A 26,103-nucleotide genomic window follows, 5' to 3' on the forward strand; every position below is an offset into this window, starting at 1 on the left:
CCGTGAGCACGGTGGGCAAACGGCGGGCTTCCACCCCGAGCGAACTCAGTCGGGTGGGCGACCGCATCTCCTTCGTCTACCTGGAGCGGTGCACCGTCCACCGTTCCGACAACGCGATCACGGCCACGGATGCGGAGGGCGTCGTCCACATTCCGTCCGCGACCATCGGGGCACTGCTGCTCGGGCCGGGCACGAAGATCACCCATCAGGCGATGTCCGTCCTGGGGGACAGCGGAGCGGGTGTGGTGTGGGTCGGCGAGCAGGGCGTGCGCTACTACGCGGGCGGCCGGGCCCTGACCCGCTCCTCAGGGCTCGCGGAGGCACAGGCCGAAGCCTGGGCCGGCCGCAGAAGCCGCTTGGAGGTGGCCCGCGCGATGTACCGGCTGCGGTTCCCCGACGAGGACCCGTCCGGCTGCACGCGGCGGAAGCTCCTCCAGATGGAGGGCCAGAGACTCAAGGACTGCTACCGGAGCGAGTCGGTGCGCACCGGTGTGCCGTGGAAGCGGCGGGAGTACAACCGAAACGACTTCACGGCCGGCGACGCCCCGAACCAGGCGGTCACCGCCGCGGCGCAGTGCATGTACGGCATCACGCATGCCGTCGTCGCCGCGCTCGGGCTCTCGCCGGCTCTCGGATTCGTCCACTCGGGCAACGCACGTTCCTTCGTCATGGACGTGGCGGACTTCTACAAGACCGAGGTCGGCATTCCCGCCGCCTTCGACGCGGCGGTCGACGGAACGGAGGACATCGCCTCCCGGACCAGACGGGCCCTGCGCGACCGGATCAAGCGCACCCGCCTGCTGGATCGGTGTGTCGACGACATCAAATCCGTCCTCGGATACGACGGCACGCGGAACACCGGCGACGGCGGCGATGCCGGTGGTGGAAGTGATGGAAGCGACGTAGGCGACGTAGGCGAGGACCGGGTCACCTTGCAGTCCGACGGCGACGAGCACGTCGCCGGAGGCCGCAACCATGGGGACGAGCCCCTCTGGTGACCGTCATCGTCCTGGCCAACTGCCCGCCCGGCCTCCGGGGATTCCTCACGCGCTGGCTTCTGGAGATCTCACCGGGCGTCTTCCTCGGTGCTCCGAGCGCCCGCATCCGCGAGCAACTGTGGAACGAGGTCCGCCAGTACGCGGACCGGGGCCGGGCCCTCCTGGCCTACCAGTCCGACACCGAGCAAGGCTTCGCGTTCGAGACGTACGACCACGCCTGGCACCCCACCGACCACGAGGGCCTCACGCTGCTCCGACGACCCGGTACGACGTCCCCGTCCGCCCCGCCCCGGCCCCCCACCCCACCCACCCAGGGCTGGAGCAAGGCCGCGAAGCGGCGCCGCTTCGGGGGGAGGTAGAGGTGATTCGAGGGTTTCATCGCAACTATCCCGAAATGCCAGACTCTTGCAAAGTGGTCAGAACCAGCCCCTCCGCCTGACAAACCCGCAGGTCGCGCCCTCTGCTCCCCGCGCACGCGGGGATGGTCCCGTGTTCCGGTACTGCTGGTACCAGGCCGACGCCTGCTCCCCGCGCACGCGGGGATGGTCCCACCGGGGCCGGGAAGCCCGGAAAGGGCCCCCACTGCTCCCCGCGCACGCGGGGATGGTCCCAGGAACTCCTGGTACAAGTCGGTGACCTGGAGGACCAGGCCGTCCAGGCTGGAGGCGCCTGTACGGGTCGCCAGGACGGCCGTACCGGCCACCGCCAGCTCCATCCGGCCGGACCACAGCAGCAGCCCGAGCGCCCCGTACGTGGCGAGGGCGGCCAGGCCGGAACCGCCGTCCGCGACGAGGCCGGTACGGGCGGCTCGCCGGGCCACGCGGGTCTGCTCGCGTTCGCTGGTCTCGGCCATGCCTCGGAAGTGGTCGAGGAGGAACGGGCCGACGCCGTGTACGCGGACCTCCGCGGCGGCCTGTTGCTCGGTGAGGAGCTGGCCCAGGAGATGCCCGGCGCGCGCGTGTTGGAGGAAGGTGCGGAAGGAGACGTACCGCTGGCGGCTGATGACGAGGGCGCCCAGGCACTGGGGAGGACGAGGAGGGGGGAGGACGGTCAGTACGCCCGCCGCCGCGGCCAGCGAGATGAAGGAGTTGAGGACGTTGGTGCAGTAGCGGATCATCCGGCGGGCGGAGTCGGCGCCGTAGCGGGCGGCGTCGAGGAGGCGCTGGAACTCGTCGTCCCCGATGGCGGCGAGCTCCACGCGGTGGACGTGCCCCAGGTGCTGCTCGGTGGCGAGCCGCTGGACCTTCGGTTCCAGGGCGCCGGTCGCGGCCGTGCAGGCCGACGGGAGGAGCGAACCGGTGACAGTGGTCCCGGCCACGGCGGCCAGGGTGGGCAGCGCGGAAGTGAGCCGTTCGGTGGTCGGGTCGGGGGAGAGGAGGTGTGTCCAAGGACGGAGCTCACGGCGATGAGTCCGGCGGCCTGGACGGAACCCTGCTCGAGCTCGGCGCCGAGGACGGTTCGGAGGCGCCTGGCTCCGCCTTGGCCTGCCGGGCCAGGCTCAGGGCGGTGCCGACGAGTTCGGGCAGACCGAGGGCCATGCGCCACAGTCCGAGGCGGAGCCAGGCGCCCTCGTGTTGGTCCTAGCCGACGTCGTAGGCGAGGGGGCCGCCGAAGAGTAAGTGCCCAGAGGCGGAGGTGTCGGTCCGGGGGCGGTCCGTGGGGTGACCGGTGTCGTCGGGGTGGTCGGGTGAGTGCGTGTCGTCGGGTGCGGGGGCGTCCTGGGGTAGGGGAGGAGGGCGGGGTCTGTTCGAACGAGGGGCGTTTCCGGCGGGGCGCGGGTACGGGATTCATGGCGTCCTCCGAACGGGTCCTGGAGCAGCACTGGTGCTCCCAAACGCGCTCGGGAGGGTTCGCGTTACGGCCGAACGGGTGATTGTCCGGCCGGTAGGGCCGTACGCGTGTTCCTTGGCGGGCTCTCGGGCTTGGGGCGTGGGCCGGCGTCCGCCGAACTCGCTCGAACGGGGGCGGGTCGCCTGAGTGGGGGCTTGCCTGTCGCGGTCGGCGCCCGCGTGCCTGTGGTCAGCCGGGCAGGTCCTGGGCCGCGTAGTAGGCGGTGAGGGCGGCTTCCGCGCCGGAGCCGAGGGCCGTCATGACGCGTTGGTAGCGGGCGGAGCGGAGGTCGCCCGCGATGAGGACGCGGGAGTGTTGGGCGGCGGGTGGGCAGTGGCCGTCGTGATCCCGTACCAGGTCGCCGGGCGGTGCCACGGGCGCGTTCCCGAGGCTGAGGTGCACCGAGTCGGCGGTGAGGGGGTGCAGGTTGCCGTCGGAGTCGGTCCACTCGGCCGTGACCGGGTGGAGGCCGGGAGTCGTGGCGAAGCTCAGGTGGGTGACCGGGAGAAGGGTCACGCGAGGGTCGTTCCGCACCTCTTCGGTCTTGTAGGCGTCGGCCGCCGGGTGGGCCACCAACAGCCTTGTGCGCAGGTGCGGATGGGATCGGAGGAAGGTGCCGATGGGCCGGTCGCCGCCGAGAACCAGCAGGGTGCGGCCCTCGGCGGATCCGGGATCGGCCTCCCAGAGGGGTGACGGGAGGAGGTCATCGGGTGCGGAGATCCATGGCGCGTCGGCGGGCCGGAGAGGAGCCGTACCCGTGGCGACGATGACGTGGGGAGCCGTGAGCAGGGTCCCGTCGTCCAGGGCTACCGTCACGTGGTCCGCGTGGGTGCGGATGCCCTCGGCGCGCCGCCCGAGGAGGAGGCGGCAGAGCGGGGTGGCCGCCAGCTCGGCGGTGACGGCGGCGGCGAGGGCGGGGCCGCCGTGGTGCCCGCCGAGCACGTTGTCCAGCGCCGGGATCCGGTGGAGGTGGTGGCACGGCCGCTCGGGCTCCACGAGCACGGTCCGCATCCCGACGCTCGCCGCCATCCGCGCCGCCGCGCAGCCTGCGGGGCCGCCGCCGATGACGATGAGGTCGAGGGGAGGCGCCGGGGTCGGGACAGGGGTTGGGACAGGGGTCGTGCTGGGGGGCGGGACGGCGGCCGTGCCGGGGGATGGGGCAGCGGAGGCGGAGGGCGGGCGGAGGTCCGTGGGATCCGGTGTCATGAGCCCATCCAACAGGTCCGGCGCGACGGGCATCGGCAACGTGGACTCGTGCATCCGCCTACCCTGATGGGCGGGCGTGGCGAGGGAGTTGGGGATCGGAGTGGCGGACGGGTGAGCGAGGGGAACGGGATCGTCTGGGAGTCCGTGCGGTTCCGCGTGCCGTGCCAGGGGTGCGCCGGGACGGCCGAGGCCGTGGGCGGGCAGGGGCTGGTCTTCGGCCGGCTGGAGTGGAGCGAGGAGATCCGCTGCGGCGGGTGCGGCCGCCGGACGGTCACGTGCGGGCGCGGGGAGACACCGTCCTGGTTGCGGGAACGGCTCCTCGCGGAGGGAGAGCTGAGCCCGGCACGCTTGGTGCTGACGGGGGAGGGGGGTTCGGGGCGGTCGGTGGTCGCGATGAAGGTCTTCCGTGCCCGCCTGGGCCTCGACCTGGCCGGGGCACGAGCCCTCCTCGCGGAGATCGAGTCCGGCCACCACGAGGCGACCCTCCCGGAGGCAGCCGAACTGGCCGAGGCCCTGAGGGCGGTGGGAGTAGCGGCCCACGCGGTCCCCAGGGGGCAGACCGATTGCCCGATTTCGGGCTGTATCAGCTGAAAGTCTTGAATGTGGGATTCGATGAAACTGGTCAAGAACGAGCCTGGCGCCGTCTAAACTCCCAGCTCAACTCCTCTGCTCCCCGCGCACGCGGGGATGGTCCCAGGCAGGCGAGGAGGGACGTGACGGCGCCGAGCTGCTCCCCGCGCACGCGGGGATGGTCCCTCCACGCCGAGCTCGGCGCAATGATGCGGCGGCTGCTCCCCGCGCGTGCGGGGAACTTCGCGTATCGCTGCTCCCCGCGCACGCGGGGATGGTCCTCGTCAGGTAGGTGTCCCGGGGGCTGGGGTCCTCTGCTCCCCGCGCACGCGGGGATGGTCCCCGGATCGTGACCGACCGGGCGGAGTCCCGGCACTGCTCCCCGCGTGTGCAGAGATCCAGGCGGATGCGGCGGCTGCTCCCCGCGTATGCGGGGCCGGCTTCGTGCCCTCCGTTGCGGTCTCCCCTGAGGTCGCATTCCTGCGCGGCTCCGCTACCGCCTCGTGAGGTGGGTGAGGGTGATGCCGTTGGGGAAGGTGGTGCGTTCCGCTACGGCGAAGACCGTGGGGTCGAAGGTGCCGTCGAAGGCGGGGATGCCGGCGCCGGCGACCACCGGGTAGCTCTTCACGACGAGTTCGTCGAGGTCGGGGAGCAGGGCTCCGGCGAGCTTGCCGCCGCCGCAGAGCCAGATGTCGAGGGGGGAGTCCTCCGCCTTGAGCTCGCGGACGAGGGCGCGCGGGTCGCCGGGGACCACCGTGACGGCCGGGTCGGTGTCCGGCTTGAGCGTGCTGGAGACGACGTACTGGCGCAGGTGCGCGTACGGGCTGGTGATGCCGGCGTCCAGGGCCGGGCGGTAGGTGCCGAGGCCCATCACGACGGTGTCGAAGTGCCGGTTGGGGGCGTCCGCGAGGCCGGCGTGGGGGCGGGCGGGGGTGGGGACCGTGTCGGGGTAGATCGTGTTGGTCCAGCCGGAGTAGGCGGCGGCCTGTTGTTCGTCGCCCATCGGGAAGAAGTCGTACTCGCCGGAGGGGCCGGCGATGCGGCCGTCGAGGGTGATCGCGACGTAGTAGACGAGCTTGCGCACTCTTGGGGTCTCCCTGCGTAGTACTCTGACTGTAGTGGTGTGAACGTAGTACTACAGACGGAGTGGTGTCAATGGCGAGAAGGAACGATCAGCGGCGCGCGGCCCTCGTGGACGCGGCGATCGAGGTCCTGGCCCGGGAGGGCGCCCGCGGGCTCACCTTCCGCGCGGTGGACACCGAGGGGGCCGTCCCCAACGGCACCGCCTCCAACTACTTCGCCAACCGCGACGACCTCCTCACCCAGGCCGGGGCCCGCGTCTACGAACGCCTCCAGCCCGACGAGGCGACGATCACCCGTCATCGCGAGGCCCGCCGCGACCGCGAGACCTACGTCGAGCTGATGCGCGAACTGGTCGGCCGGGTCTCCTCCTTCCGCACCGGCTACCTCGCCCTCCTCGAACTCCGCCTGGAGGCCACCCGCCGGCCCGCCCTGCGCGAAGTCCTCACCGAACGGGTCCGCGCCGACGTCGAGGCGAACGTCTCCTACCACCTGGCCTCCGGCCTCCCCGGTGACGCCACCGCCGTCAAACTCCTCTACCTGGCCCTGAACTGGCTCATCGTCGAGCAGCTGACCCTCCCCGAGGTGCTCACCGAGGAGGAACGGGACGTGCTCGTCCGGGCGGCCGTCGAGCGGATCGTGGCCGCGGAGTAGTCGCCCCACCTGGTCCGCCCTGATCTGCCCCCCACCCGGTCCGCACCGATCCCCCCACCCGGTCCGCCCGCTGGTGCGCACCGATCCGCCCGCCGACGCGCCCGTTGTCAGTGGGGGCCGGTAGCGTGAAGCGCGCCAGGCGACACCGGCGGGACCGCGTGCGGCCCGCCCGACCGATGGAGGCAGTCAGGATGAGCAGGGCCAGCAAGCCGGGACCGCAGTCGCCTGCGCAGCACGCCGCCGACAGCCACGACCTGATCCGGGTGCACGGCGCCCGGGAGAACAACCTCAAGGACGTGAGCATCGAGATCCCGAAGCGCCGCCTGACGGTGTTCACCGGGGTCTCCGGCTCCGGGAAGAGCTCCCTCGTCTTCGACACCATCGCCGCCGAGTCCCAGCGGTTGATCAACGAGACCTACAGCGCCTTCGTCCAAGGCTTCATGCCCAACCTCGCCCGCCCCGAGGTGGACGTCCTCGACGGCCTCACCACCGCGATCATCGTGGACCAGCAGCGGATGGGCGCCGACCCGCGCTCCACCGTCGGCACCGCCACCGACGTCAACGCCATGCTGCGGATCCTCTTCAGCCGCCTCGGCAAGCCGCACATCGGCGGGCCCGGCGCCTTCGCCTTCAACGTCCCCTCGGTGAAGGCCAGCGGCGCCATCACCGTGGAGCGCGGGAACAACCAGAAGGCCCAGAAGGCCACCTTCTCCCGCACCGGCGGCATGTGTCCGCACTGCGAGGGCCGCGGCAAGGTCTCCGACATCGACCTCACCCAGCTCTACGACGACACGAAGTCCATCTCCGAGGGCGCCTTCACCATCCCCGGCTGGAAGTCCGACAGCTGGTGGACGGTCCGGCTCTACGCCGAATCCGGCTTCCTCGACCCGGACAAGCCGATCCGCAAGTACACCAAGAAGGAGATGCAGGACTTCCTCTACCGGGAGCCCACCAAGGTCAAGGTCGAGGGCATCAACCTCACCTACGAGGGCCTCATCCCCAAGATCCAGAAGTCCTTCCTGTCCAAGGACAAGGAGGCCATGCAGCCGCACATCCGCGCCTTCGTGGAGCGGGCCGTCACCTTCGCCACCTGCCCCGAGTGCGACGGCACCCGCCTCAGCGAGGGCGCCCGCTCCTGCAAGATCAAGGGCATCAGCATCGCCGACGCCTGCGCCATGCAGATCAGCGACCTCGCCGTATGGGTCCGCGGGCTGAAGGCGCCCGCGGTGGCCCCGCTGCTCACCGCCCTCGGCGCCACCCTCGACTCCTTCGTGGAGATCGGCCTCGGCTACCTCGCCCTCGACCGCCCCGCGGGCACCCTTTCCGGCGGCGAGGCCCAGCGCGTCAAGATGATCCGGCACCTCGGCTCCTCCCTCACCGACGTCACCTACGTCTTCGACGAGCCCACCGCCGGCCTGCACCCGCACGACATCCAGCGGATGAACGACCTCCTGCTGCGGCTGCGGGACAAGGGCAACACCGTCCTCGTCGTCGAGCACAAGCCCGAGACCATCGCCATCGCCGACCACGTCGTGGACCTCGGCCCCGGCGCCGGCACCGCGGGCGGCACCGTCTGCTTCGAGGGCACCGTCGACGAGCTCCGGAAGGGGGACACCCTCACCGGCCGCCACCTCGGCGACCGCGCGAGCCTCAAGGACAGCGTCCGCGAGCCCGACGGCGTCCTGGAAGTCCGCGGGGCCACCGCGAACAACCTCCGCAAGGTCGACGTCGACATCCCGCTCGGCGTGCTCACCGTCATCACCGGCGTCGCCGGATCCGGCAAGAGCTCCCTGGTGCACGGCTCCATCCCGCCCGGCGTCGGCGTGGTCTCCGTGGACCAGAGCCCCATCCGCGGCTCCCGCCGCAGCAACCCGGCCACGTACACCGGCCTGCTCGAACCGATCCGCAAGGCCTTCGCCAAGGCCAACGGCGTCAAGCCCGCCCTCTTCAGCGCCAACTCCGAAGGCGCCTGCCCGAACTGCAACGGCGCCGGGGTCATCTACACCGACCTCGCGATGATGGCCGGAGTCGCCACCCCCTGCGAGGAGTGCGAGGGCAAGCGCTACCAGGCCGCCGTCCTCGAGTACAAGCTCGGCGGTCGGGACATCAGCGAGGTCCTCGCCATGCCGGTGGACGAGGCCGAACGCTTCTTCGCCGAGGGCGAGGCCCGCATCCCCGCCGCCCACGCCATCCTGACCCGCCTCTCCGACGTCGGCCTCGGCTACCTCAGCCTCGGCCAGCAGCTCACCACCCTCTCCGGTGGCGAGCGCCAGCGCCTCAAGCTGGCCACGCACATGGCCGACAAGGGCGGCACGTACGTCCTCGACGAGCCCACCACCGGCCTCCACCTCGCCGACGTCGAGCAGCTCCTCGGCCTCCTCGACCGGCTCGTGGACTCCGGCAAGTCGGTGATCGTCATCGAGCACCACCAGGCCGTCATGGCCCACGCCGACTGGATCATCGACCTCGGCCCCGGCGCGGGCCACGACGGCGGCCGCGTCGTCTTCGAAGGCACCCCCACCGACCTGGTCGCCGACCGCTCCACCCTCACCGCCCAGCACCTGGCGGAGTACGTGGGGGCCTGACCCGGATTCCGGGCTGCCGGTCGGACGGGGGAGTCCGACCGGCGGGCCCCTACGGCCGATCTGCTGAAGGGGTCACACGGGCCCCTCGGGGACCTCGTGCGCCTGGATCTCGTGCGCCTGGGTCTCGTGCGCCGGGCCCCTCTGGGTGAGGACCTCGTGGGCGAGGGCCAGGAGGGCGGGAAGCGCGGGGTGGGTCGGGCCCTCGCGCCAGGCCAGGGACACCGGAACGGGCGGGGCGTCGCTCAGCGGGCGGTAGACCAGGGCGGGGTGGGTGTGGTTGCCCTGGGTGGCCGAGGTGGTGACCCCGACCGCGCGGCCCGCTGCCACGGTCATCAGCCACTCGTCGGTGTTGGTCACCTCAAGGGTGACCGTGGGGCGGGCCGAGGGCGGCCACAGGTCGAGGGTCGTCGTCCCGGAGACCGTGTTCAGGGCGATGGGGTGGGCGGCGAGATCGGCCAGGGTCACCCGGGGCAGGGCCGCCAGCGGACTGTCGGCCGGTACGACCACCACCCGGTCCTCCCAGGCCAACACCTCCGTACGGAGCCCCGGCGCGGTCACCGGGCCGCGCAACAGGGCCGCGTCCACCCGGCCCCGGGTCAGCCCGGCGGTCGGGTCGTCGACGCGCAGCAGCTCCAGGGGCGTACCGGGGCGGGTCTCGTCCCAGCGGCGCAGCAGCGCGACCGTCCGGTCTCCGAGGGCCGCCCAGGTGTGACCCAGACGGAGCGGCCAGGACCGGAGCCCCGCCGGATCGAGGGCGGTCTCGACGGCGGCCACCGCCAGGGCCGCCTTGTCGCGGAAGACGCGGCCTTCAGGGGTCAGGACGAAATGGTGCGTGGACCGGTCGGCGAGCCGGGCGCCGAGGTGCCCCTCCAGGCGGAGCAGGGTGCGGGAGAGCGCGGGCTGCGTGATGCGCAGGCGCGCGGCGGCCCGGGTGAGGTTCCCTTCCTCGGCGATCACGAGGAAGGCCCTGAGGTGCCGCAACTCGATGGTCATGCCTCAGGAGCATAACCAAGCGGGAAGTGGCATTTCACAGCAGGTCAGCAGCTTCCTAGCGTGTGACTCATGACGCATCCGCCGCGCGCCCAGGCCCCCGTCCCCACCCCTGCTCCCACGCCTCCTGCCACGCCCGTCGCTACTCCCACCGCCCCCGCCCAGCCGTCCGTGGCCGTGTCCACCCCCACACCCCCGGTGCTCCGGCACGCGCCCGGGCGCGGGACGTTCGGTGGGGTCGGGTTGGTTCTGGTCGGGGCGGTCACCGTGCAGTTCGGTTCGGCGCTGGCCGCGCTGCTGTTCCCGCGCGCCGGGGCCCTGGGCACGGTCGCGCTCCGGGTCGGGTTCGCCGCCCTCCTGCTGCTGGCCGTGGCCCGGCCCCGGCTGCGCGGCCGGAGCCGGGCGGACTGGTCGGTCGCGGTGGCCTACGGCCTGGCGCTGGGCGGCATGAACCTCCTCTTCTACCAGGCCATCGACCGCATCCCGCTGGGTCCGGCGGTCGCCTTCGAGGTGGTCGGCCCGCTCCTGCTGTCCGTGTACGCGGCCCGCCGGGCGGTCAGCCTGGTGTGGGCGGCGCTGGCCCTGGCCGGGGTCTGGCTGCTGGGCGGTGGGCGGCTCGGTGGGCTGGACCCGGCGGGGGTGGCCTTCGCGCTGGGGGCGGGCGCGATGTGGGCCGCGTACATCGTGCAGGGGGCCCGGGCGGGCGCCCGCTTCGCGCGGCTGGACGGCCTCGCGATCGCCATGGCCGTCGCCGCCCTCGTCAGCCTGCCGCTCGGCATCGGTTCCGCGGGTGCCGCCCTGCTCGAACCCGGTGTCCTGGCACTGGGATTGGCGGTCGCGGTCCTGAGCTCCGGAGTGCCGTACACCCTGGAGCTGCTGGCCCTGCGCCGGCTGCCCGCGGCCACCTTCGCGGTGCTGACGAGCCTGGCCCCCGCACTCGCGGCCCTCGCCGGGTACCTCGTCCTCGACCAGTCGCTCACGCTCCGGCAGTGCGCCGCCATCGCCCTGATCGTCGCCGCGACGACGGGCGCCGTCCGCACGACAGCCCGCCCCGCCCGCGACTCCGCTTAGCGGGTCCCCGCCCGCCCCGCCTCAGAATCCCATCGCGGTGAGCAGCTTCTCGACGGCGTCCGACCACGGCTTCTTCTCCGCCAGCTCGACGCGGAGCTTCTCGGCCGCTTCGAACCTGGCCGCGCTGTCAGTGAGCATGCCGTCGATCATCCTGGCCCAGGTCTGGATGTCCACTTCCTTGTTCCCCTGCATCGGCACCACCCATGACGCGGCCCGTTCCTCGAGCACGTCCTGCAGCAGGGTGCCGAGCCCGCTGCGGTCGCTCACGAGCACGGGCGTGCCCGCCTTGATGGCCTCCTGTCCCACGAGCCCGAACCCTTCGGCCCGGGAGGGCATGATGAGGAGGCTCGACCGGAAGAGGTCGTCCTCCAGATCCTCGGGGCGCATGCTGTAGGGGCGCAGGACGATGCGCAACCGTCCATTGTCCGCCCACTCCTCCATCTCGGCCTTCTGAGTGTCAGCGATGCCCTTGGGTACTCCGCGCACCACGAGTTCGATGTCCCGTTGTTTCCTGTCGCGACGCCAACCTGCCACCAGACCGCAGGCCGCGGCGGCGATGTCGAGTCCCTTGATGTGCGAGTCCTCGGCGCGGCCCATGAGCAGGATGGTCAGCGGGTCCCCGTCCGGAGCCGTGCGCACGTCGAGGTCGGTGAGGTCGAAACCGGGGTCGAACTGGAAGGGTTCGACCTGTCCGCGCTTGGTGAAGTACCCGGCGAAGGCGCCCCTCAGACGGGGGCCGACGGCGACGAGCCGGTCGGCGGCACGGCCGAGGGTCACTTCGATCTGTTTGCGGTTGTCGGCTGACTCCATGGCGTCGTCCTGCCTGTCCAGCTTGAGCCACTCGATCTCGTCCGGGTCCATGTGCACGAAGTGCAGCGTCTTCGGCTTGGTCTCTCGGAAGACCTTCGCCTGGACCTGGGCGACGGGCCCGGTGATCCGGCCGTGTCCGATCACCAGCTGGGGTACCACGCCCTCGGGCAGGTCGGCCGGGGCCATCATGCTGCCCATTTCGTCGGTTCCGGGCACGAGCTCACAGCGCAGGACCGTCACTCCCGCGGCCTTCGCCGCATCGACCTCGCGCTGTTCCGCCCGCACGACCAGGCACAGGACGCGTACCCCCTGGCGGGCGAGGGCGAGGCAGAACTCCCGGTTGAAGGTGCTGAGGCCGCCCTGCGCGGACCCCCATTCGGTGGCGACGACCAGGGCCGTGCACCGAGGCGCGGCAGCCTCCTGCTCCCGGGGGGCCGGATCGGGTGCCGGTTCGCTGAAGTAGGAGGCGAAGGCGTCCGAGAAGAGCCGGACCGACTCGCCCTCGCGGAGGAGAACCCCCTTGTTGACGAGGTCCTGTACGTCCGCGGCGGAGTCGGCGGGGACCTCCCCGCCGCCGGCCACCGTCTCGAGTAGGTTCGAGCCTCTTCCGGAGAGGGCGAGGTCGACCTCCTCGACGAGTTGGTCGAAGTACGTCCGGAAGGCGTTCCTTTCCAGCTCGTGGGCCTTCGGTACGTCGACGGAGCCCGATTCCAGGTACTCCCGCACCACGCGTCGGCACAGGATCCTCAGGAGGTACGGGTGGTTGCCGGCCCGGGCGAGGAGTTCGGGCCTCACCTTCTGAAGGTTGACGCCCGCGGCCGTCGCCAGGGCGAGCAGAGCGGAGACCTCGTCGGCCTCCAACAGGCCGACGGTGCAGCGCGCGGGCATGACGCCGTCGAGCTGTGATCCCCCGGCCGCGTCCACCTCGATGTCGAAGACCGCACGGGCGGAGATCGTCACCAGGCCCATGGAGTAGCGCGGCTCGCTGACGAGCGACCGCAGGAGTTGGTACCCGGAGAGGTCGGCCAGCACTCGGGGCGCGCTGTCGAACTTGTCCAGGATGAGCAGCACGTGCAGACCGGCCGTCCGCACTGCCGCGAAGTAGCTGGTCACGGCGCTCTGCAGGTCGTACCAGCCGTGTGCGTTCCGCACGGTGGCCTCCAGCCGTTCCAGCTCCGGTAAGCCCGGGAACTGCGAGGTGACCTCATCGGTGAGGGCGCGGAACAGCCGGAAGACCGAGTCGTGATGGTCCACGGAGATCCGGACGATCGCCAGGTCGGCACGGGCGGCCCGATCGATTCCGCGGAGCGCCTGCTCGATCACCGTGGCCTTGCCGTACCGGATCTGGCCCAGGACGCTCAGGTTCCCCGGGCATCCGCCGTCCTTCCACACCTCCTCGATCGCTTCGATCAGTTCGGTCCGATCGACGAAGCCGTTGCCGCCCACCCTGCCGGCCGGTGTTCCGCTCGTGTCGTCATAGGGATTCGCAGGGCTCACTGGCTTCCTTCCGGGGCCGGGCAGTACCGCCGCAGCTACTCCTCGAACAGGCCGACGACGAACTCGTACCGGTCACCGACGTGCCGGAGAGTCTCCCGGGAGACCAGGTGGTCCAGGATCCCGGGCGGGAGCTCGCCCTCGTGGCAGTGGTGGATGCGTTCCGGCGACGCGGATCCGCCGGCGCATGCCCAGGCCACCGCGCGCGTAGCGGACTTGAGTTGAGCCGCCGTCCATCGTTCGTCCCCGGCGTCGGGTGACTCCAGTCCGTGGAAGAAGTTGCGCCCTGGGTTGGCGAGCAGCAGCTGTGTCACGTGGCGGACATCGGAGTCCGTGGCCGTGGTGGCCCTCTCCCGGTTCAGGTGTCGGACGAGCTCGTAGCAGATCTTCTGGGTATAGAACGGGTTCCCGCCGGTGAGCCGGATGATTTCGGTGACGGCCCGCTCGTGGTGTCTGCTGACGGGGCCGTGCGGGGTCTTGAGGAGGATCGGCTCCACGATGAGCGCCCGCGCGTCGGCTTCGGCGAGACAGGTGACCCGTTCGAGACCGAAGACGCCGAAGGCGTTCGGGTCCTCCTCGACGAGCCGTTCGACCCGGCTCTGCCCGAGGAGCACCATGTGGAAGAGCCGGCACTCGATGATGGCCTTGAAGGTCTGCATGAAGGACGCCAGGACGCGCCCTTGCCGGGTCCACACGTCCATGTACTGGAATTCATCGATGATGACGACCCAGGGTGGGCTCTCGGGCACCGCTGCCCGGTACGTCCTGAAGATGCGCGCACAGTCTCCGACCGGGTCCGGGCTTTCGATCAGCGTTTTGCGGTCGAACCCCTCGGGCACCAGACGCGTCCCGGCCGGGGCCGTCTCCTGCGCCCCTTCGACGATCCGCCAGAGGAGGGTGCCCAACACTTCCGCCTGGTCGGCGCCGGAGCGCCTTCGCGGAGCCAGCGCGCCGAGGTTCTCGATGTACACGACCGGGAGCCCGTCGCTCGTGCCCAATTGTCGGGCCAGCTCCACGCCGATGGACGACTTACCGGTGCGCTGCTGGCCGAACAACGCGATGCCCGTGCCGGGGGTGGACGCGACGCGCAGGGTCTCGCGCATCTTCTCGATCAGTTCGTCCCGGCCGAAGAGCATGTCCGGCTCTCGGAGTGGCCGCCCGGTGTTGCCGCCGGCGTAGGGGTTGGGATCGATGGGGCGGTGCGACCTGTCCAAGGCTACGGTCAACGATGCCTGCCGGAGGACCGGCTCTGTGGTGTTCCGCGGACGGTACCGGAGTGTCACCCGCACCTCGAACTCGCCGGGCTCTTCGGCTACTCCGGCGAGTTCCAGTCGCAGCGGGACCGTCGTCGCCGTTCCGCCGGGGAGGGATGCGGCTGGCTCCGTCCACGCGTCCGCGGCGGGCACGACGACGGCCGGATCCCCCGACGCGGTGAGTGCCGCGCCTTCGAGAGGGGCGCTGTGCTCGTCCTCGTTCTCCAGTTCCACGAGCACGGTCACGGTCCGGCCCACGATCCGGGCGGCCGGCAGGGTCAACCCGATGAGAGGGCGCGGCGGGAAGTCCCGGACGAGCCCGAGCTGGGCTTCTTGGACCAGCTCCTCGATGCGTACGGCCGTGGGCTCGGATAGTTCGACGGCGAGTTCGGTGGGGGCCGCGCGTACGGTGGCCCGCACCAGCTCCGCTTGTCGCGCCGCCGCGCGCAAGGCCGCATCGCGTGCGTCGAAGCGTGCGAGCCGTACGTAGTCGGCGAGGCGGTCCAACGCCCGGCCCAGTCCGTCCAGACCCGCCACCGGGGGCCCCGGGTCCTTGAGTCGATCGGCGACCAGCTCGCGGGCGTCCCGGAGCGGTTCGGGCTTCGCCTCCAGGTGGGCCAGCGCGCCCAGCTCGTACACGAGATCCCGGCGTGTCCGGAGCCAGGAGTCGACGGCCGTGTCCCAGCCGGTGACGCTCCCCGCCCCGGGCGGGTCCGTGCCGAGGACGTCCGCCACGGCGTGGAGTAGGTCCGTGTCCCCGCTCAGGGTGCCGATCACCAACTGCGCGGCCCGACGGTGCGTGGCGATCAAGGGCACCAGCAGCTTGCAGGCGTGGCCCTCGGCCTCCCGGCAGGCGGACCAGACGGCGGCCTTGAACGCGTCGGGACTTCTGGGGTCGGCGGGGGAGCCGAGGTAGGCCAGGCAGGCCGTCCGCAGGTGGGTGGGGTCGGGTTCGTCCGGGTCGAGGAGGCGCAGGGCGGCGATGGCCAGGTCCCGGGAGGACGCCAGACTCTCGCCGCGCACGGCATGGGAGAGGGCGGCCAGACCCTGGAAGCGGTAGGTCTGCGCCGCACGGTGGTCGGCGCGTTCGGTGGCGAGGACGGCGGCGGAGAAGAAGGCGTCGGCGTCCGCTCCGGTGGATTCGTGGACGGCACGGGATCGCGCCCGCACCAGGAGCGAGGTGGCCTCCTCGCGGCTGACGGGGCGGTCCTCGCGTCGGGCACGCTGGAGGAGCCTACGCGCGGGGACGGAGTGGAGCTTCTCCACATAAGCGGTGAGCGCGTCCACCGGCACCGAGGGGCCGGGCCCGGGGCCCGGACGTGCCTGCCGGAACGACCTCGACAGCTGCGCGCGCAGCTCCGGCTCGACCTGGGGACTGACCTCGGCACACTCGCGTGCCAGCCGGAGCACGTCCTCGCGGCTGTGCCTGAGGCAGGCCTCGATGAAGGGGCTCGCGTCCGTGGAGGCGGCCCAGGCGAGGATGATGTCGCGCCACCCGGGATCCCTCATGTGGTCGACGAGCAGGCGGACGGATCCCTGCGAGCGGATCTGCTCGGCGGCCAGGTAGTCCCGGAAGCCGCGGTAGGCGAAGGCGAACTCACCGGGGAGTCGCTCGACGAGGATGCCGTCTTCGACCAACAGCCGCAGGAATTCACCCGGGCGCAGCGGGACGGTCTTGCGCAGGATCTGCTCGATCAACCGGACGCACACCGCTTCGGGAGCCCGGTCGACATCCAGTTCCGCCATCTCCAGGGCCAGGACCCGGATGACGCGCAGCTTTCCCGTGGGTGACGACCCGAAGGAGGGACCCTGGGCCCGCTGGGCATCGTCGAGGAGGCGTTGGAGGAGCTCCCCGTACAGGACCGCAGGGCTGCCTGGGATCCGTCGGCTCTTGTCGTAGTTCCGCAGCAGGGCGCTGAGCAACGTGCGATTGTCCGCCAGCTCCGAAAGGCTCCAGCGGGCGAGTAGGGCCCGCTGGTCCACATCGGGCAGGCGCCGCTCCAGATAGGCGCTGAGCTGCGCGTCCGTGGGAGGGCGTACGGTCAGGATCGCGCCGCCGAAGTCCCGTGGCCACGGGGTGGGCAGGCTTCTGGAGGTGATGAGGAAGTCGTTGCGCGGGTAGTGCCTCACCTGGGCCGTGATCCAGGCCGACACGAGCGGCTGTCGGGCGGGGTCGACCTCGTCGAGGGCGTCCAGGAGCACCAGGCACCGCCCCTTCCGGAGCCGCCGTTCGAACCATCTGTCCCAGGAGCGGCCCTTGTCCCCGTCCTCGCTCACGGAGATCCGGACGATGTCCACGAGCGTGGACCGGGGTTCGGCGGTGATGGCCGTCCCGCAGTCCGGCAGGCGCAGCAGGACGGGCAGGCCGCGGGAGGGATTCCGTGTGGTCTCCGCAGCGAGCTGCTTGAGTACCGAGGTCTTGCCCGTGCCAGGTCCGCCGACCAGCGTCAGAACCACTGGCTCGGGGGCTCGCAGGTAGTACGTCAGCGGCCGATGCCCTGCCCGTCCGGCCTCGGCGACGTTCATGGGGGGCAGCGGTTCGCTGCGCGGGGAGTGCTCGGGCCCGAGGGTCTCACCACCGGGGCCGAACGGGAGGGACCGTTCCTGGATGTGCGACAGATAGTCGAACTCGTGGTTGCTCCTCCGGGTGTAGCCCCGGAGGGCGAGATGCAGTAGCAACGCGCTGACCGCTGACACGGCGAAGAACACGACGATGGCGGCGGGCGTGGTCGCCACCTTCTCGACCGTCAGAGTGTTCACCGCGGTGGCGACGGCGACAGCGGCGCCCGTCCCCGTGACACCGGTGATCCAGCGGTCCGTGTTTCCGCCCCTGCCCGCCATGCCGCCGCCCCCCGACCGCCGTCGTCCCGGCCGTGAGGACGGCCACGTCCTTCATACCCGTTGGGCGGGTTGACGATGTGGCAGTTCTCCGGACCGGGACGGCGGATCGTGGAAGGAGTTCGGGCGGTGGGCTAGCCGCGGCCCACTGCTTCCAGGGGGCTCAGGGACGCGGCTCGGTGGGCGGGGAGGACGGAGGCGGCGGCGCCGGCGGTCAGGGAGAGGGCGCAGACGAGGAGCAGGGTGCCCCAGGGGAGGCTGAAGGTGTAGGTGGCGATGGCGCCGTGGGCGAGGGAGCCCACGGCCCAGGCTCCGGTGAGGCCGCCGGCGAGGCCGAAGGCGGTGCCGAAGCCGGCCACGGTGACGGCTTCGCGTCGGATCATCCGGCGGACCGTGGACCGGTCCATGCCGAGGGCCCGCAGGACGCCGATCTCGCGGGTGCGTTCGGCCACCGACACGGCCAGGGTGTTCACGATGCCGAGGGCGCTGATCACGACGCCGAGCCCGAGCAGCCCGTACATCAGGGTGAGGAGGTCGCCGACGGTGCCCGCGGCCTCGCGGACGATCTGTTCGCGGTCCTGGACGCGGAGGAGGGGGTTGTCGCCGACGGCAGTGCGGAGCCGGGTGGCGAGGGCGGCGGAGACGGTGCCGTCGTCGGTGCGGACCAGGATGCGTTGGGCGGTGCCGGGGAGGAAGGTGGCGGCCTGGACCTCGGCGCGGGCGCCGAGGGCGTCTCCGGCGACCGGGTTGTCCTGGTAGACGCCGACGACCTCGTACTTCTCGAAGTCCTTCTCGCCGCCGAGGCCGAGGCGGGCGTTGAGGTGGCCGCCGGTGGTGAGGCCCTGGGCGCGGGCGAGGGTGGCGGAGAGGAGGATCCGGCCCGGACCGAGCTTGTCGGCGGAGCCGGAGAGGTAGTGGAGCCTCATGACCTGGTCCACGGCGGCCGGGTCGACGCCCGCGATGGTGCGGACCCCGCCGCCGGTGAAGAAGGTGGCGTCGGAGACCGCGACGGCGGTGCGCACGCCCGGCACCTCGGCCACGCGTTCCGCGGCGGCCGGGGCGATGCCGGTGGTCGGGGTGCGGGTGCCGATGACGTAGTCGGCGCCGAGTCCGGCGGTGGCCTGCCGGTCCAGGGCCTGGGAGCCGGAGTGGCCGATGACGGCGAGTCCGGCGACGAGGGCGGTACTGATCATCAGGGCGGAGGCGGTGGCCGCGGTGCGGCGCGGGTCGCGGAGGGCGTTCTCGCGGGCCAGCCGGCCGGCCAAGCCGGAGCCCGCCGGTTCGGGGGTCGTCCCCTGTGCGCGGCGGTCCGGGAACGTTCGCGCGTGCCGCTTTGTCGCCGCTCCGGCCAGTGTCGCGGTCAGTGCTCCCGTCAGCCGTTCCGTCAGCCGTCCCGTCAGTCGGATCACCGGTCCGGCCAGGAGCGGGGCCAGGGTGATGAGGGCGGCGGCGAGGCCGGCGCAGCCGAAGAGGGCGTTCTGCAGGTTGGCCTCGGAGGCGTCCCGGGCGTCGCCGAGGGGGAGGAGCAGCGCGGCGGCGAACAGCAGGAACGCCAGGCCGACGGCGGCCCGGACGCGCGAGGCGCCCGGGGCCGGACGCTGTTCCTCCGCGGACCGCATGGCCTCCACCGGGGCGATCCGGGCGGCCCGCCGGGAGGGCAGCCAGGCGGACAGGACGGTCACGCCGACGCCCACCGCGAACGCGGCCAGGACCGGCAGCGGGCCGATCTCCAGGGGGCCTTCGGGCAGGGCGTCGCCGGCGGTGCCGAGGAGGCCGGGAAGTCCGGTGGCGATGGCCAGTCCCAGGGCGAACCCGGCCACGGAGGCGATGAGTCCGGTCAGAGCGGCCTCGGCGAGCACCGAGGTGGTGACCTGACGGCGCGAGGCGCCGACCGCCCGGAGCAGGGCGATCTCCCGGGTCCGCCGCGACACCAGCATGGTGAAGGTGTTGACGATCAGGAAGGAGCCGATGAAGAGGGAGACCCCGGCGAAGACCAGCGGCAGCTTCGCGTAGCCGCGGGTCATCGTGTTCACGTAGATGCCCTGCTGATCGGCCTGCGCGCGGCCGGTGGTGGTGTCGGCCCGGTCGGTGGGGAGCACGGCCGCCGCGCGTGCGGCGAGTTCCGGCTGGCTGGTGCCGGGGGTGGCGGTGAGGTCGATGGAGCCGTAGTGGCCGGGTGTGGCGTACAGCTGCTGGGCGGTGGCCTTGTCGAAGAGGACGAGCGTGCCGCCCGCCGTCACGCGGCTGTCGCGGGTGTCCACGATCCCGACGAGCTTCTTGTGCAGGACGGGCCCGTCGGTGGCGAGCGTGAGGGTGTCGCCGATCGTGAAGCCGCCGGCCTTCGCGGTGCCGCGGTCCACGGCCACCTCCCCGGAACCACGGGGTGCCCGGCCCTCGGCGAGCGGGTACCGGCTGTCGGTCCCGTCGGGGCCGGGTACGTATCCGGCGCCCAGGTTCGCCCAGGACTTCCCGGCGCGCAGCGGGGAGCCGTCGGAACCGGTGAGGGTGGCCGAGCCGTCGGCGGAGGGCCGGACGGAGGCGACGCCGGGGACGGCCGCGAGCTCGCGGACGAGCGCGTCGTCGAGGACGTTGCCCCGGTCCTGCTGGTCCTCCGGTCCCCGCCGGTTGCCCTCGGGGGCTTCCTTCGGGGTGACGGTGACGTCGATGTCCGCGAAGTTCTTGGAGGCGGCGGCGCGGTAGGCGGCGGCGGTGGAGTCGGCGAAGACGAGGGTGCCGGAGACGAAGGCGACACCGAGACAGACCGCGAGGACGGTCACGGCCAGACGGGCCTTGTGCGCGAAGACGTTGCGCAGGGCTGTTCGCAGCATGGGGTGAGGGGGTGCTTTCGGAGAGCTGTGGCGGGTGCGGGGTGGGGGTGGGGGGTGGGTCAGCCTGGGGTCGGGGCGGAGTCCGCGGTCTCGAAGCGGAGCATCCGGTCCAGGACGGCCGGCGCGGTGGGCTCGTACAGCTCGTCCACCACGCGTCCGTCGGCGAGGAACACCACCCGGTCCGCGTGCGCGGCGGCCACCGGGTCATGGGTGACCATCACCACCGTCTGGCCCAACTCCCGTACCGAGTCGCGCAGGAAGCCGAGGATCTCCGCGCCCGCGCGCGAGTCGAGGTTTCCGGTGGGTTCGTCCGCGAAGACGATTTCGGGGCGCGAGACCAGGGCGCGTGCCACCGCCACCCGCTGCTGCTGGCCCCCGGACAGCTCCGCCGGCCGGTGGTCCAGCCGTCCGCCGAGACCCACCGTGGCCACCACGGCCTCCAGCCAGGCCGGTTCGGGGGCGCGTCCTGCGATCCGCAGGGGAAGGGTGATGTTCTCCAGGGCGGTGAGCGTCGGCAGCAGGTTGAAGCCCTGGAAGACGAACCCGACCTTGTCCCGCCGCAGGGCCGTGAGCTGCCGCTCCGTCAGCGCGGACAGCTCGGTCTCCCCGATGCGCGCCGAACCCGAGGTGACCTTGTCCAATCCGGCCAGGCAGTGCATCAGCGTGGACTTGCCGGAGCCGGACGGCCCCATCACCGCGGTGAAACGGCCCCGGTGGAACTCCACGTCCACCGCGTCCAGGGCCGTCACCCGCGTCTCGCCCCGCCCGTACACCTTCGTCAGACCGGTGGCGCGGGCGGCGGCAGGCGGCAGCGGGGCGCAAGGGGCGACGGGCGACGGGGTCCCGGAGTACGGGGTTACTGACGACGGATGCACGGAGGACGGGTGTACGGAGGACCGATGCATGGACGACGGGTGTGCGGAGGACGGAGGAAACGACTGCGACATGGTGGGGACTTCCGGAGGAGGGGACGGCCCGCCGAAGCTCTGCCGGGCCGGGGACGCATCCCATCCTCACGCCGCTGACCTGCGGAAACATCAGCCCGCGGGAGGGCTCGCAGCTCTGTCCGAAGAGGGGTTCGGGGCCCCTGTCCCCTGTCTTCCGGCCGATGCCCGGACGGCCCCCCTCTGCCGAAGGACAGAGGGAGGCGCGGGGACCTCAGTTCGCCAGGCCGGCCCGGTGCGCGAGGAGGGCCGCCTGCACCCGGCTCGACGTGCCCGTCTTCTCCAGCACGGCGCCCACGTGCGTCTTCACCGTGCCGAGCCCGATACCGAGCCGGTCCGCGATGTGTTGGTTGGACAGCCCTTCGCCGAGCATGCCCAACACCTCCCGCTCCCGGGTCGTCAGCCGGGCGATCAGCGCGATCGGGCCCGAACCCTCATCGGAGCCGCCGCCCGGGGCACCGAAACCGGTACCCAAACCGGTACCGAAACCGGTAGTGACACCGATCCCTGTGACCGTTCGGCCCGCACCACTGGCACCACCGGCACCATCGGCACCACCAGTACCACCGATACCGATACCGATGCCGCCGCTGAGCATGCGGGCGATGACCGTACCCGTGACCCCGGGCGAGAGCACCGCGTCGCCGGCGGCGGCCGCGTGCACCGCACGGATCAGCTCCTGCGGGCCCTCGTCCTTGAGCAGGAAGCCGGTGGCGCCCGCGGCCAGGGCGCGCAGCACGTTCTCCTCGTCCCCGAAGGTCGTCAGCATCACCACCCGGGGCGCAGGATCGAGCGCGAGCAGCGGGGCGATGGCCGCGAGGCCGTCCCGGACGGGCATCCGGACGTCCAGGAGCACCACATCGGGTCGGTGGACGGCGGCCAGTTCCACGGCCTGGAGCCCGTCGGCGGCCTCGGCCACCACCTCGATCCCTTCGGCGTACCGCAGGATCAGCCGCACCCCGTGCCGGATCATCGTCTCGTCGTCCGCCAGCAGGACGCGCACCGGGGGAGCGGAAGCGGCGGGTGGAGGAGTGGGGCGCGGAGCGCGGGGAGGGGCGGAGTCGGTCACGGGGTCTCCCAGGGCGGGCCGTCGTGGACGGTCGGGACGGTGAACGGGGTGATGGAGGTCAGGCGTCGGTCCCCGTCGAAGCAGTAGCGGGTGACCGTGAGCCCGCCGGGTGCGGGATCCGTGCCCGCGATGGGGAAGGTGCAGCCCGCCGCGTCCGCCGGGCGGGGCGGCTCGTGACCGGCGGCAGCGGCCCGTACGGCAGGGTTGTCCACCATGCCGCGCCCGGCCATCTCCTCGTACGTCATGCCGACGCGGGGTGCGGGAGCGGGACCGCTGCTGTGGCCGTCGGGTTGGGCCACGTACACGAAGCCGATTCCCATCAGCATCGTCAGCCACAGGGCTCCCGCGGCCGCCACGAAGATCAGCGCGGCTGCCGTAGCCGGTCGGGAGGGGGAGGGCGCCGGTGCGGCAGTTCCGGCCGCGGTTCCAGAGGGTGGCGGCGGTGCCCAGGCCGCGGGCGTATGGGCCGCGGGCTTAAGGGGCGTGAGCGTACGGGTCGCGGTGGGCGGAGCCGGTTCCGGAGGGTCGGAGGGGAGTGCCGCGTCCACGCGGAAGCCGCCGCCGGGGACCGGGCCGGCGGCGAAGCTGCCGCCCAGCACCTCCACCCGCTCGCGGAGCCCGGTCAGGCCCCGACCGGTGCCCGGCCCGTCGGCCGCCCCGGGCGCAGGAGCCGTATCCGTTGCCCCTGTCCCACCCGTCGCACCCGTCGCACCCGTCGCGCCCGTCGCACCGGTGGCAGCGCCGGACGCGGTGGCGGTACGGACCTCGGATCCGGTTCCGGTTCCGGACCCGGATTCCGACCCGGATCCCGAGCGACCCGGTCCGTTCGTGGCGGTCGGATCACCGGGACCGGCGGTGGACGCGACGGCGTGTGCGCCGTGAGCGCGGCCGCCGGCGACGCCGGGCGGCCGGGCAGGGGCGCCGTTGCGGACGGTGACGAGCACGTCCTCCGCCCCGTGCGCCACGATCACCGTGACGTGCGCGGCGGCCGCGTACCGGTGCACGTTCGTCAGCGACTCCCGCACCACCCGGTGCACCGCCCGCCGCACGGCCGCGGGCAGAGTGTCCAGGTCCGGGCCGGTCCAGTCCAGTCGGACCGGGATGCCCCCGCTCCGGGACTCCGCGACCAGGCCCTCGATGTCGGGGCGGGTGCCCGTGGCATCGGTGAGGGCGTCGGTACCGGTGTCGCGGCCGAGGGGGCCCAGTACCCCGAGGGCCTGCCGGAGTTCACGCATGGCGTCGCGCGTGGTGCGCCGCACGAGCACGGCTTCCTCGCGCAGCTCCGGAGCGGAGTGCTCCAGGGCCATTTCGAGTCCGCCCGCGTGGAGGGAGATCAGGCTGAGCCGGTGCCCGACCAGGTCGTGCATCTCGGCGGCGATCCGGGACCGCTCGTGGGTACGGGCCTCCGTCTCCGCCGACCGGCGGGCCCGCTCGGCCGCGTCCCCGCGCTCGCGCAACGCCCGCAGCAGCCGTACCTGCTGCCCGTGCGCGGTACCGGCCAGCCCGGGGACGACCACCGCGGTCGCCACGAGCACCGCCCCGAGCGCCAGCCCGTACGACAGGGAGCCCGGTCCGATCCGCGGCCCGGCGGCCGTGGCCGTCAGGGTCACCAGCACCCCGGCGGCGGTCAGCAGCCGGACCCGCGGACGCGGCTCGCCGGTCCGCCGGGCCGTGGCGTACGAGGCCGCGGCCGTGGCCGGACCCAGTTCCGGGGCGAGCCCGGTGAGCGCGGCCAGGGCCAGCAGCACCGGCACGGGATACCGCCGGTGGAACGGGAAGATCGCCGCACCCAGCCAGAGCAGCAGGAAGCGGAACCCTGGGTGCGGCAGCCCCCACAGGTACTGGGCCACGGTGAAGGTGACCAGCCCGGCGAGCAGCGCTCCGGCGGCTTCCACCGCGCCCCGGGTCGCGGGCCGGCGGAGCGCACCGCGCAGCAGGTCGGAGAGGGGATGCGGCGGCGGGAGCCCGTCGGGACGGGAGCCGACGCCCGGCCCCGGGCGCGAAGGCCGGGCCGAGCCCGGCGGACGCGCCGGGTCCGGCGGCGGTGGGGGAGCGGAAGCGGAACCTGGCACGCTGACCAGTATCGATCCCGCTTCGGGCCCGGACATGGACCCCGAGACCGACCCGCCCTCTACCAAAAGGCAGAGGCCACCGGCGCCCGACCGCCCCCGCCTCCACCGGAAGGGGGAGACAGGGGCGGAACGGAGAGCGGAATGCGGAAAGCGGGGTGCGGAACGGTCGACGCACAGCCCCGGCTCTCGGGCAGGCGAGGGGGCTCAGTGCTTGCAGCCGCAGCCGGGAGCGCCCGCGCGGGGCAGGCTGTCGGTGAACTCGCTCTGGGAGAAAACCGCGAGGAGGGTCGCGTCCTCGGTTCCGTGGTTGATGAGGGTGATCTCCTTGCCCGCCGGAAGCATCGCGAAGGTGCCGGCGGTGACCGTCTTCGCCCCGCAGCCGCACGACGCCTCGACGGTTCCGGCGATTCCGGTGAGCAGCAGCTCGGAGGCGCCGTGACCGTGCGCGGGGATGGTGCCGCCGGCGGGCACCTGGATGCGCACGGCCGCCAGCGCCCGGAACGGCCCGCCCTGCGGGTCGAGCCGGAGCACGGGGCCGCTGCCGGTCGCGGCGTCGGTACCGGTACTCGTGGCGGTGGTGGTGGCGTGCGTGGTGTCGATGGTCATGCCGAACACGAGGGTCTCCTGAAGGGGTGTGGGTGCTGCTGGGATGGGGCGGAGTGGAGTGGTGGGGTGGTGGGTCACATGGCAGTGGGGGACGGGGTTCTCCCAGGTCGCGGTCCAAGCCGCCGCTCAGGCAGTGGCTCGGGCCGTCGTGGGGCGGAGTTCCGCCTCGCAGGCGGGCGGGGAGGCGAAGGGGCGGATGACCGCGCGGACGGCCGCGCCGTCGAGGAGCCCGTCCAGGACGCCTTGGTGGAGGGTGCAGACCACGAGCGGGTTGGCCGCGGCCAGCTCCCGGTACGGGCAGTGGGTGAGCAACAGCCTTTGTGGTCCGTCCTGTTCGGGTGGATCCGCGGCCACGGGGTGCGGGGCGAAGCCCATCCGTGCCGCGTGTGCGGTGATCAGGGCGAAGGCGTCGTCAATGCCCTTGCCCTTGCCGTTGTCATCGCCCGCTGCGGCGAGGCGGCGTCCCCAGGCCGTGCCTGCCCTCCGGGCCCGATCGCTGTCCCCGCCCACGGCCTCGATGAGCGCGGCCGTCAGTCCTCGGAGGCGTTCGGCAGCGAGATCGGGAGGGGCGTCGGGGGTGGGGGGTGTGGCGAGGGCGGGGGATGTGGCAGGAGTGTCGTGCGCCGCTGCCGGAGCGAGGGCGTGGAGGAGTCGGGGTCTGCCGCGTCCCTGCCCGGGAGCCCGCTCGGCACGGACCAGCCCGGCTGCCCGCAGAGCGGCGAGCTGGTTCCGTACGGTGGTCACCGCGAATCCCGTCTCTGTGGCCAGCCGCTCGGCCGGTACCGGCTCCTCGGCCCGCGCGAGGAGGGCGAGGAGCCGCTCCCGCGACTCCATGGCCGGCACGCGGCGGGCTGCTTCGGGATCGGACCGGCCGGACGGCCGCCACCCCGTGGACTGGGTCATGGCCCGAATATAGGCAGCGCAAAACGGGTGGAATGACTGCCGAAGGTCCCTTTCCGGGCAGCCGGAGGGCCCCTGGGCGTCGCCTGTCAGGGGGTGGGGGAGAGGCCGGAGCGCGGGGCGGGCGGAGCTGCCGAGGTGCCGAGTGGGCCCGGGGCGCGCACTGTGGTGCCAACGGTCCCCCTGACGGACCGGGACGGGACGGTGGGAACGGGCCGCGCGGGAGCGGGGTCGGCACGGAGCGAGGCGGGTCCGGTGGCGGGCTGGGTGACGTTGCTCGGTCACATGTGACGGTGCAATGTGAC

Annotated in this window: 17 protein-coding genes; 6 read left to right on the plus strand and 11 right to left on the minus strand. The window is 72.5% G+C overall.

Annotated features, from left to right (window positions below; translation table 11 throughout):
• Positions 1-2: 2 nt before the first annotated feature.
• Complete coding sequence (gene cas1e / locus ABTZ17_RS00575; RefSeq protein ID WP_352193285.1) at positions 3-998, plus strand: type I-E CRISPR-associated endonuclease Cas1e; 996 nt, start codon at positions 3-5, stop codon at positions 996-998.
• Positions 995-1,357 carry a type I-E CRISPR-associated endoribonuclease Cas2e gene (cas2e, locus tag ABTZ17_RS00580; protein ID WP_352193286.1) on the plus strand — a complete coding sequence of 121 codons (363 nt, stop codon included), beginning with the start codon at positions 995-997 and terminating at the stop codon, positions 1,355-1,357. Before cas1e ends, cas2e begins: the two co-directional genes overlap by 4 nt.
• Positions 1,358-3,017: 1,660 nt before the next feature.
• Here the strand turns inward: cas2e and ABTZ17_RS00585 are convergent.
• Positions 3,018-3,899: an FAD-dependent oxidoreductase gene (locus tag ABTZ17_RS00585; protein ID WP_352193314.1), complete on the minus strand. Its 882-nt coding sequence runs from the start codon at positions 3,897-3,899 to the stop codon at positions 3,018-3,020.
• A 246-nt stretch (positions 3,900-4,145) separates the two neighbouring features.
• Here ABTZ17_RS00585 and ABTZ17_RS00590 point away from each other — a divergent pair, with 246 nt between their 5' ends.
• Positions 4,146-4,625: a hypothetical protein gene (locus ABTZ17_RS00590; RefSeq protein ID WP_352193287.1), complete on the plus strand. Its 480-nt coding sequence runs from the start codon at positions 4,146-4,148 to the stop codon at positions 4,623-4,625.
• Between the two features lie 472 nt (positions 4,626-5,097).
• Here the strand turns inward: ABTZ17_RS00590 and ABTZ17_RS00595 are convergent, their stop codons facing one another.
• Positions 5,098-5,688: a dihydrofolate reductase family protein gene (locus ABTZ17_RS00595; protein WP_352193288.1), complete on the minus strand. Its 591-nt coding sequence runs from the start codon at positions 5,686-5,688 to the stop codon at positions 5,098-5,100.
• 71 nt (positions 5,689-5,759) lie between these two features.
• On the opposite strand from ABTZ17_RS00595, the gene ABTZ17_RS00600 reads away from it, so the two are divergent.
• Both ABTZ17_RS00600 and ABTZ17_RS00605 read left to right on the plus strand, forming a co-directional pair.
• Positions 5,760-6,338, plus strand: a complete 579-nt coding sequence (locus tag ABTZ17_RS00600) for a TetR/AcrR family transcriptional regulator (protein WP_352193289.1) — start codon at positions 5,760-5,762, stop codon at positions 6,336-6,338.
• 191 nt (positions 6,339-6,529) lie between these two features.
• Positions 6,530-8,923, plus strand: a complete 2,394-nt coding sequence (locus ABTZ17_RS00605; RefSeq protein WP_352193290.1) for an ATP-binding cassette domain-containing protein — start codon at positions 6,530-6,532, stop codon at positions 8,921-8,923.
• A gap of 72 nt (positions 8,924-8,995) precedes the next feature.
• Here the strand turns inward: ABTZ17_RS00605 and ABTZ17_RS00610 are convergent, their stop codons facing one another.
• Entirely contained in the window at positions 8,996-9,916 is a 921-nt protein-coding gene (locus tag ABTZ17_RS00610) for a LysR family transcriptional regulator (protein WP_352193291.1), read from the minus strand.
• Positions 9,917-9,985: 69 nt separating this feature from the next.
• On the opposite strand from ABTZ17_RS00610, the gene ABTZ17_RS00615 reads away from it, so the two are divergent.
• Positions 9,986-10,984, plus strand: coding sequence for an EamA family transporter (locus tag ABTZ17_RS00615; protein ID WP_352193292.1), 999 nt, complete (start codon positions 9,986-9,988; stop codon positions 10,982-10,984).
• A gap of 21 nt (positions 10,985-11,005) precedes the next feature.
• On the opposite strand, the gene ABTZ17_RS00620 is transcribed toward ABTZ17_RS00615, so the two are convergent.
• From ABTZ17_RS00620 to ABTZ17_RS00655, 8 genes are all read right to left on the minus strand, one after another.
• The gene (locus ABTZ17_RS00620; RefSeq protein WP_352193293.1) at positions 11,006-13,291 is read right to left on the minus strand and encodes a glycosyltransferase family 4 protein; all 2,286 of its coding nucleotides are present in this window, start codon (positions 13,289-13,291) and stop codon (positions 11,006-11,008) included.
• Positions 13,292-13,326: 35 nt separating this feature from the next.
• On the minus strand, positions 13,327-17,382 hold the full coding sequence (locus ABTZ17_RS00625) for a hypothetical protein (protein ID WP_352193294.1): 4,056 nt from the start codon (positions 17,380-17,382) through the stop codon (positions 13,327-13,329).
• A gap of 131 nt (positions 17,383-17,513) precedes the next feature.
• Positions 17,514-20,207, minus strand: coding sequence for an ABC transporter permease (locus ABTZ17_RS00630; protein WP_352193295.1), 2,694 nt, complete (start codon positions 20,205-20,207; stop codon positions 17,514-17,516).
• Between the two features lie 59 nt (positions 20,208-20,266).
• Positions 20,267-21,112, minus strand: a complete 846-nt coding sequence (locus ABTZ17_RS00635) for an ABC transporter ATP-binding protein (protein ID WP_352193296.1) — start codon at positions 21,110-21,112, stop codon at positions 20,267-20,269.
• 253 nt (positions 21,113-21,365) lie between these two features.
• Positions 21,366-22,154 (minus strand): response regulator, encoded by a 789-nt coding sequence (locus ABTZ17_RS00640; protein ID WP_352193297.1) that lies wholly within the window; start codon positions 22,152-22,154, stop codon positions 21,366-21,368.
• A gap of 62 nt (positions 22,155-22,216) precedes the next feature.
• Positions 22,217-24,115, minus strand: coding sequence for a sensor histidine kinase (locus tag ABTZ17_RS00645; protein WP_502994565.1), 1,899 nt, complete (start codon positions 24,113-24,115; stop codon positions 22,217-22,219).
• A 381-nt stretch (positions 24,116-24,496) separates the two neighbouring features.
• Positions 24,497-24,898: a cupin domain-containing protein gene (locus ABTZ17_RS00650; RefSeq protein ID WP_352193316.1), complete on the minus strand. Its 402-nt coding sequence runs from the start codon at positions 24,896-24,898 to the stop codon at positions 24,497-24,499.
• Positions 24,899-25,024: 126 nt separating this feature from the next.
• Positions 25,025-25,801: a helix-turn-helix transcriptional regulator gene (locus tag ABTZ17_RS00655; RefSeq protein WP_352193298.1), complete on the minus strand. Its 777-nt coding sequence runs from the start codon at positions 25,799-25,801 to the stop codon at positions 25,025-25,027.
• Positions 25,802-26,103: the final 302 nt, after the last annotated feature.

Origin of the sequence: Streptomyces sp. NPDC097619, from assembly GCF_040302735.1 — a bacterium.
In the GTDB taxonomy this organism is placed as follows: domain Bacteria; phylum Actinomycetota; class Actinomycetes; order Streptomycetales; family Streptomycetaceae; genus Streptomyces.